Below are 8,501 nucleotides of genomic sequence, written 5' to 3'. Positions count from 1 at the left end.
GCCGAGGCTCATGTTGACCACGTCGGCGCCGGATTCGGCGGCCCACTGCATGCCGGCGATGATCCAGGAGTCGTAGCCGCTGCCTCCGTTGTTGAGGACTTTGCCGANGATCAGGTCGGCTGCGGGTGCGACGCCGGTGTTGTCGCCGTCGGAGGCCGCGCCGGTGCCGGCGATGATCGAGGCGACGTGGGTCCCGTGCCCATGCGGGTCGGTGGCGTCCTGGTCGGGGACGAAACTGACGCTGTCCTTGATTTGGTCGGCCAGGTCGGGGTGGGTGGGGTCGATGCCGGTGTCGAGTACGGCGACGGTGGCGCCGTCGCCGTCGTAGCCGGCCTCCCACGCTTCGGGGGCGCCGACTTGGGGGACACTCTCGGCGAGGGTGGCGTGTACCTGGCCGTCGAGCCAGAGCTTGGCGACGCCGCTTTCCGCGCGGGTCTGATCGGAGCCGGAGCCGGAGCCGGTGGTGAGGGCGTTCCAGAGGGTGCGGGTGTCTTCTTTGTCGGTGGTGAGGGCGTGGCCGTTGATGGCGGGTAGGTCGTGGGTGAGGGTTGTCCCTTCCGGTGCGGTGGTGGTGGTGCGGGTGGTGGTTTCGGGGTAGGTGGCGATGAGGGGTAGTTCGGTGGTGTGGGCGTCGTCGTAGCCCATCTCGATCAGGTCGGTGACGTTGAACAGNCGCCGATCAATTCGGTCGTCGGCGAGCAGGGGGATGGCTTCGTCGGGGATGACGTAGAGGTCGTCGCCCTGTTGTTGGACGCTGAAGCCGCCGGTGGCGNCGTCGGGCTGGTCGACCTCGGTGAGGGTTTTGCCGTCGGCGAGGGTCCGGACGGTGACGACGTCGCCGGTGACCAGGGTGACCGTGTGCGCCTCCGGAGTGGCGGCGGGTGTGGCGAGGGGTGCGGTTGTCGGGGACAGGCCGGCGGTCGCGGCGGCTGGGTCGATCGCGGCGACAGACGCAGCGACCATCCCGGCGGCCACGACGGCGGCGATCAGCCGCCGCCGTGACCCCCCAGCAGCAAATGGGGTTGGAGAATAAGACATGTGCATACCTCCACCTAATTGTTCGAGTGGTGAACAGTCAGTGACCGGGGTGGTCGCCACGATGTGCCATTCCGTCACGGCGTTTCGGCGACTGTGCCGCTGGATGCCGCGGATGATTGGTGTGACGAGGGTCAACTGGTGGTGGATAGCAGGGTTGTCTGGGGTGGGTTGGGGCCGGGCGGGGTCCCCGGAGTGTTGTTGGTTCGGGGACCCCGCCGGCTGGGTCAGCGCAGGCCGTAGGCGCGGGTGATTTCTTGTCGGATGGCGAAGCCGGTGTCGGTTTCGGCGGCGGCGCGGAGGGAGATGAAGCCGTCGGNTTGTTTCGGTAGCTTCAGGGTTCCGGTGTGGCGGTCGTTGTCGCCCGGTTTGAGGGTGACGGGTTTCCAGGTGGTGCCGTCGTCGTAGGAGACCTCAAGCTCCACGGTGGTGATGGTGCCGGTGCCGGAGCCGCCGGGCTGTGGCCCGGCGGTGATGCTGATTTCTTGGTGGGTGTCGGCCTCGACGTCGCCGCGTAGGTCGGTCTCTAGCTCATAGTCGAGTTGCAGCAGTGTGAGCGGTTCAGGGGCGCCGGGGTCGGCGTCGTTGGTGCTGGAGATGAAGTCCCACTCGGTGTGGGTGCGAGTGGAGAGTCGCCAGTCGTCTGCCGGGCGCGACGCGTCCAACACCAGCCGGTACGGCAGGGTGCCGGCCGGCACCTCCTTGTTGATTAGGTGGGAAAAGTTCTGGTCTTCGTGCAGCAGGGTGTCGCCCTGGTAGAGCTTGATGTGTTCTTGCGCCATCGGATATCTCATCATCCCGCGGTAATCGAGCGTGGTGCCCGAGGGGCTCCAGGGGCTCGGGTTGAGAGTCATGAGATCCTGGTGCCGACTGTTCTGGGTCCAGGCTGACTGGTTGAAGGCCGGTCGGATGGCGGGTGCGAACCAGTCCACTCTGGTGGTCGTGCCCTTTGTGTAGGTGCGTGGGTCCGCCACGGCGGAATGATCACGCTGTAGATGAGTCTCGACCCAGGGGATGTCCGGGGTGACCCACTCGGTGCGGGTGCCGGGATGCCACTCCGGTTCGAGAACCCCAAGGGGGAGGCCGATGGCCGTGTCGGCGCGGTAGCCGGAACCTTCGGTGTTGTGGACGGCGTGGTAGCGGGCGTCGATTCGGGCCAGGTCGTGGTGGTTGGGGTGGTAGGTGAGGGGCTGGTCTGGTACCTGTTCCCGCCAGACTTTGGTCAGGTCGTAGATGGTGTCGGGGTACTTGTTTTGGGTGACCTTCAGCGGTGGTATGCCGTATTCGGCGAGTTTGATCAGGGCGTTTCCGATGTCGCGGTGGATGCTGGCGACGGGGATNGGTGATTCGCCGACGTTTTCGTGGAGGATTCCGGGGTTGTCGTTGACGANNAGGAGCANTTNGGCTCCGGCGGCTGCCGCGGCNGNGGCNCGGTCGGCTGCGCTGATGTCGTTGTTGCGGGTGACGACGGCGATTTTGCCGTCGGCGTCGAGGTTGGTGTAGTCCTCGGGGGTGCCGTTGCCGGCGTGGATGGGGCGTAGCCATTGTTTGCCGGTGGTGATGGTGCTGCCGGGTTGGACGACGGCGTCGATGGGGAGTAGGCCGAGGGCGCGTAGGCTCAGGACTGGTGCGCCCTTGCGCCATTTCGCTGCCATGGCGAATGAGGTTTCGGCGGCCTTCTCGGTCGGTAGGACGTACAGGTCGTCGTATATCGGCGAGATGGAGTGGATGTAGTAATTCGGGGTGCCTCCAGTGCCATGGTCGACGGTGTACTGGAGCAGGCGCTGTCGGTCTTCGGTGCGCTCGGGTGTGGTGGTGTCGAGGAGTCGGGCCTGGCTGGCGTCCAGGTTCACCTCGGTTGGTTTGTCGAGTACGACTTCCGGGGCGGCCAGTAGGGCGAGGCCGAGGGAGTCAGCCCGTTCACCCGGGATCTCCGCCTTCGTCTCCAGGGTGTAGGTCCCCGGTGGCAGGCGCAGCGTCCGTTCACCATCTACCGGGATGTACCGGGGGAACCATTCGCCGGCTGCTCGCACTATGACGAATTCCTGGGCGGGATCGCCGTTGCGGTCGCGGAGGTTGATGGTCAGGCCGTAGCGTTCGTCTTCCTTGAGGAGGCCGAGGGCGGTACGGGTGATGGTGTCGCCGGTGGTCGGGTCGGTGCCGACGAGGTGGCCGGAGTGTGAGCCGACGGCGATTCCACTCGGGTTGGCGGTTACGGGGACGTCCACCTGGCCGCCCGCGGGCACGGTCACCGTGGAGTCGTTGAGGGTGAATGCGTCGCTGCCGGTGGTGGCCAGGTCGAGGGTGACCGGGGTGGTGCCGCTGTTGGTGATGGTGACTGGTTTGGTNTAGAGGTCGTCGCCCTGTTGTTGGACGCTGAAGCCGCCGGTGGCGTCGTCGGGCTGGTCGACCTCGGTGAGGGTTTTGCCGTCGGCGAGGGTCCGGACGGTGACGACGTCACCGGTGACCAGGGTGACCGTGTGTGCCTCCGGAGTGGCGGCGGGTGTGGCGAGGGGTGCGGTTGTCGGGGACAGGCCGGCGGTCGCGGCGGCTGGGTCGATCGCGGCGACAGACGCAGCGACCATCCCGGCGGCCACGACGGCGGCGATCAGCCGCCGCCGTGACCCGCCAGCAGCGAAGGGGCTTGGATGAGAAGACATAGACATAGTTCTACCTACCGCACCCCGAAAGGTAAACACTCCGTGATTGGTTGGTTACCCTCTTGGTGTGGCCGCTGTGGGGTGGCGACCTTGGTGCCGTCGGTCGTCGCCGCGATCAGAGGTCGAGCAGGATGGTGCGCGGGCCGACGTTCACGCTCTCCACCAGCATCTGGGCCCGGAACCGCCCAGTCTCCACCTTGGCCCCGCGGGCACGAAGCTCCTCCACGACCGCGGTGACCAGGGGTTCGGCCACCTCCGCCGGGGCGGCGGCGGTCCAACTCGGGCGGCGGCCCTTGCGGGCGTCCCCGTAGAGGGTGAACTGGCTGACCACCAGGATCGGGGCACCGAGGTCGGCGGCCGACCGTTCCCCGTCAAGGATCCGCAGCTCGTGCACCTTGCGGGCGAGGGTTCGGGCGGTCTGCGTCGTGTCGGAGTGGGTCACTCCTAGCAGCACCAGCAGGCCGTCGTTGATCGCCCCCACCACCACGTCGTCGACCGTGACCTGGGCTCGGCTAACGGTCTGCACCACCGCCCGCATCAGTCCACCACCGCCCGTATCACCGCGACCGCCGACCGCATCACTCCGACCATCGCCCGTATCACTCCACCACCGGCTCGACGAAACCGCGCTCGACCAGGTGGGCCACGATCGGGCCGGCCGCCTCCGCCAGCTCGCCCGGGGCCACATCGTGCGCGGTGGCGAGCAGGGCGAGCTGATCGCGCAGCGGCAACCGCCCATCCGCCCCGCCGACCAGGGCCAGGACGATCGGATCGATCTCCTCGGTCCAGCGCAGGCCGCGCGGCATGGCGAGGAGCTGCCGTTCGACCGACCACCCCTCGTCGCTCATGGTGGCCTCCTGCCGCAGCTGGAGGTCGTCGGCGGCCCGGTACCGTGCCCCGAGCAGCTCATCGGCATCGCGAACCCGGAGCCACTCCTGGCGGTCGAACCACTCGGTCACGCGGTCGCCGAGCGGCGCCTCGACCAGCTGGCGTAGCTCCTCCACCCGGACGACGGGGTCGTCGTGGCCGGAGCGGCGCAGCGAGACGATGCCGAAGCCGATCGCCTCGACCTTGTGCGCGTCGAACCAGTCCAGCCACTCGGCCATCCGCTCCGGGCTGGCCGTCTCACCGACATCGGAGAGCCACAGGTTGACGTACGCCATCGGGTCGGCGACCTCCCGTTGGATCACCCAGGCGTCCAGCCCACTGCCGGCGAACCAGCCGGCGACCCGCTCGGCCCAGTCCTCGCCGGCGACGTGCACCCAGTTCGCGAGGTACTGCATGGTGCCGCCCTCGGTGAGCAGGCTCGGGGCGGCGGCGGCCAACTCGGCACCGATCGCGTCGCCTACCCGTCCGGAGTCGCGGTAGACGTGGGTGGTGGTGCCCGGCCCGACGACGAACGGCGGGTTGCTGACCACCAGATCGAAGCGACGCCCGGCGACCGGGGCGGTCAGGTCGCCGCGGAGCAGTTCCCAGTCCTGCCCGTTGAGGGCGGCGGTGGTCGCGGCGAAGCGCAACGCCCGCTCGGAGAGGTCGGTGGCGGTGACCCGCCGGGCGTGGGTGGAGAGGTGCAGGGCCTGGACGCCGGAACCGGTGCCCAGGTCGAGCGCGGTCTCGACCGGCTGCCGGACGGTCGCCCCGATCAGGGTCTGGGTGGCGCCGCCGATGCCGAGCACATGCTCGGCCTGCAACGCTCGGCCGGGATGGGTGCTGGCGGGCGCGTCGGCGAGCACCCACCAGTTGTCCCCGTACGGCTCCAGGTCGAGGCCCATCCGCAGGCCGTCGCCGTGCCGCTCGACCAGGCCACCGGCGAGCGCTTCCTTGATCGGCAGCGGCGCGAGCGCGGTGGCGACCGCCTCGTACGGCTCGGTCTGTTCGCAGACGAAGAGTCGGATCAGGGTGGCGAGGGGATCGCGGTCCTCGGTGGCGCGCAGCGCGGCCCGGAAGTCGTTGCGGGCCATGCCGCCGGTCGCCTGCGACCCCAGCCGGCCGGCGATCCCGTTCGAGGTGAAGTTTGCCCGGGTGAGGGCGTTGCGCAGCGCCGCCACGCCGGCGGGGGAGAAGAGCATGTCATCTGGGTCCACGTCGCTATCCTGCCCGCCACCGCCGTCGTCGTGGGCGCCACCCGCCGGACATCGGCCGCAGGTGTCAGCCGAGCGGGGCCTGCGCCGCCACGGCGTCGCTGGGGCCGCTGCGCCTACACGCTGATCAGAGTGGAGGTGGCGGTGGTGGGGAAGACCCGGGCGGTGCCCTCGACGGTGACTCCGACCTCGGCACCGACCGGGACCGTCGGACCGCCGTCGAGGATCCGGGCGGTGACCCGGGTGCCGTCGGCCAGCCGGAGGCCGACCAGCGCGTCATGCCCGTGGAAATCGTGCCGCAGTACGGTGGCGGCGACCGTCCCCGGGCCGGTACCCAGGCGGACCTGCTCCGGCCGGACGAGGATGGTCACCGGGCCGGCCGGGGCGCTGTCGGCGACCGGCACGTCCCCAAGACAGGTGCGTGCGGTGCCGCCGTCCAGGACGACCGCAGGCAGCAACACCGCGTCGCCGACGAAACCGGCCACCCACTCGTCGGCCGGCTCCCGGTAGACGGCGGTCGGCGTCCCGGCCTGTACCACCCGACCAGCGCGTAGCACCACCACTCGGTCGGCCACGGACAGCGCCTCGCCCTGATCGTGGGTGACCAACACGCCGGTCGCTCCGTCGGCGCGTAAGGCCTCCCGGACGTCGTGACGCAGTCCGGCCCGGAGCCCGGCATCGAGGGCACTGAACGGTTCGTCCAACAGCACCACCGATGGGCGGGGCGCGAGCGCCCGGGCCACCGCGACCCGCTGCTGCTGGCCGCCGGAGAGCTGGTGTGGCATCCGGTGGCCGAGTCCGGCAAGGCCCACCAGGGTCAGCACCTCCTCGATCCGGTCGCCGCGGCGGGCGGCGCGACCCAAGCCGTACCCGACGTTGTCGGCGACGCTGAGGTGCGGAAAGAGCGCGCCTTCCTGGGGCACCACGGCAATGCGGCGGCGGTGGGCGGGCAGGTGCCGGCCGGACCCGGCGATCGGGACACCATCGATGTGGATCTCGCCGTCGTCGAGGCGTTCGAACCCCGCGAGGCAGCGCAGCAATGTCGTCTTGCCGCAGCCGGAGGGCCCCAGCACGGCGGTGAGTAGCCCGGACGGCACCGTGAGGTCGACACCGGCGAGCGCGGTGACCGCGCCGTACCGCCGGACCACTCCGGTCAGCGCGACCTCACTCATCCCCGGTCCTCCTTGTCGAGCAGGCCGCTGCGGGAGACCAGCAGCCAGGTGGGCAGCGCCGAGATCGCCACCAGTAGTGCCGCGTACGGGGCGGCGGCAGCGTACGCGCCGACCGACGTGGCCGTCCACAGCTCGGTGGCGAGGGTGTCTGTCCCCGTCGGCCGCAGCAGCAGGGTGGCGGGAAGCTCCTTCATGCCGGTCAGGAAGACCAGCGCCGCGCCCGCACCGATGCCGGGCAGGACCAGCGGCAGGGTCACCGTACGCAGCACGGTCAGTGGGCCCCGGCCCAGCGATCGGGCCACCTCCTCCAGCCCCGGTGGGGACTGGGTGGCGGCGCCGGCAACCGCGCCGACCGCGAGGGGGAGGAATAGGGTCGCGTACGCCAGCGCCAGCAGCCAGCGGGTCTGGTAGAGCGGGTACGCCACGGTGATACCGAAGAAGATCAGCGACAGCCCGATCACGACCCCGGGCAGCGCGTGGGCGAGGTACACGAGCCGGTCCAGCACTGTGGTCAGCGCGTTGGGCGCGCGGGCGACGAGCAGCCCCAACGGCAGCGCCAGCAGCATGGTCAGCGCGGCGCCGCTCAACGAGACGGTCAGCGAGTTGCCGGCGGCGACGGCCACCTCGGCCAGGGCACCGGGGCGGGACACACCGTCGGCGAGCCGTCGGGCCAGGCTCAGCGCGGGCACCCCGAGGGCGAGTGCCGCTACGCCGAGCAGCGCGGCGAACGCCGGCCAGCGGGCGGCGCCGAGCCGCAGCCGGGCCGGCGGGCGGCGGATGCCACCGAGTCGTGCGTAGCGGGCGCCCCGCCGCCGGGTGGTGGTCTCGGCGGTGAGCAGCAGCACGGTCAGCGCCACCAGCACGCTGGCGAGCACCAACGCACCGGTGCGGTCGAACCCCAGGTCGAACGCGACGAAGATGGCCCGGGTGAAGGTGTCGGTGCGCAGGATCGAGACGGCTCCGAAGTCGGAGAGCACGTAGAGGGCGACCAGCAGCCCGCCCGCGGCCGTGGCGGGACGGATCTGGCGTAGGGTCACCGCGGTGAATGTCTGCCATCCGCTGCGCCCCAGTGACCGGGACACCTCCTCCTGGGCCGGGTCCGCGCCGCGCAGTGCCGCCGCGACCGGCAGGAAGACGTACGGGTAGGAGCAGAGCGTCAGCACCAGCGCCGCCGGCCAGAAGCCCGCCAGCCCGCGTATCTCGGAGAGCCAGGCGAAGGCCGCGATGTACGTGGGGACGGCCAGCGGCAGCGCCGCCAGCACCGCGAAGAACCGCCGGCCGGGCAGCTCGGTCCGGGTGACCAGGAAGGCGGTGCCGACACCGAGCAGGACGCAGGCGGCGGTGACCACCGCGGCGAGGGCGAGGCTGCGCAGGGCGAGCAGCGCGACCCGCTCGGTCCACAACTCGTCGACGACTCGGTCCCAGCCGGCCTCCGCGGTGCGCAGCGCGAGGTAGGTCAGGGGCAGCAGGGCTACGACCACCGCCGCGGTCGATGCCGCCAACAGCACCGGTCGGGGCGCCAGCCGTCGTACCCGGTTGGGTACGGCGAAGCG

At 70.5% G+C, this 8,501-nt stretch carries 5 protein-coding genes and 1 pseudogene (1 of these 6 only partly in view); all 6 read right to left on the bottom strand.

All coding sequences use genetic code 11. The features are described 5' to 3' along the window. On the bottom strand, positions 1 to 1,038 hold part of the coding region annotated (locus B116_RS0108040) for a S8 family serine peptidase (RefSeq protein ID WP_188116007.1) (this coding region is incomplete at its 3' end). Its footprint begins 440 nt before the window's first position; 1,038 of 1,478 annotated nt are visible. Between the two features lie 224 nt (positions 1,039 to 1,262). Beyond that, positions 1,263 to 3,386, bottom strand: a pseudogene (locus tag B116_RS0108035) (PA domain-containing protein); the annotation flags it as partial. 424 nt (positions 3,387 to 3,810) lie between these two features. Beyond that, positions 3,811 to 4,233, bottom strand: a complete 423-nt coding sequence (gene dtd / locus B116_RS0108030) for a D-aminoacyl-tRNA deacylase (protein WP_027659732.1) — start codon at positions 4,231 to 4,233, stop codon at positions 3,811 to 3,813. 61 nt (positions 4,234 to 4,294) lie between these two features. Further along, on the bottom strand, positions 4,295 to 5,779 hold the full coding sequence (locus B116_RS0108025) for a DUF7782 domain-containing protein (RefSeq protein WP_027659731.1): 1,485 nt from the start codon (positions 5,777 to 5,779) through the stop codon (positions 4,295 to 4,297). Positions 5,780 to 5,892: 113 nt separating this feature from the next. After that, entirely contained in the window at positions 5,893 to 6,948 is a 1,056-nt protein-coding gene (locus tag B116_RS0108020) for an ABC transporter ATP-binding protein (RefSeq protein ID WP_027659730.1), read from the bottom strand. Continuing rightward, on the bottom strand, positions 6,945 to 8,456 hold the full coding sequence (locus tag B116_RS0108015; protein ID WP_018721803.1) for an ABC transporter permease: 1,512 nt from the start codon (positions 8,454 to 8,456) through the stop codon (positions 6,945 to 6,947). The genes B116_RS0108020 and B116_RS0108015 overlap by 4 nt, the downstream gene beginning before the upstream one ends. Between the last annotated feature and the right edge of the window lie 45 nt (positions 8,457 to 8,501).

Origin of the sequence: Salinispora fenicalii (assembly GCF_000514815.1) — a bacterium.
Classification (GTDB): domain Bacteria; phylum Actinomycetota; class Actinomycetes; order Mycobacteriales; family Micromonosporaceae; genus Micromonospora; species Micromonospora fenicalii.
This window is presented reverse-complemented; position numbering and strand designations above follow the sequence as displayed.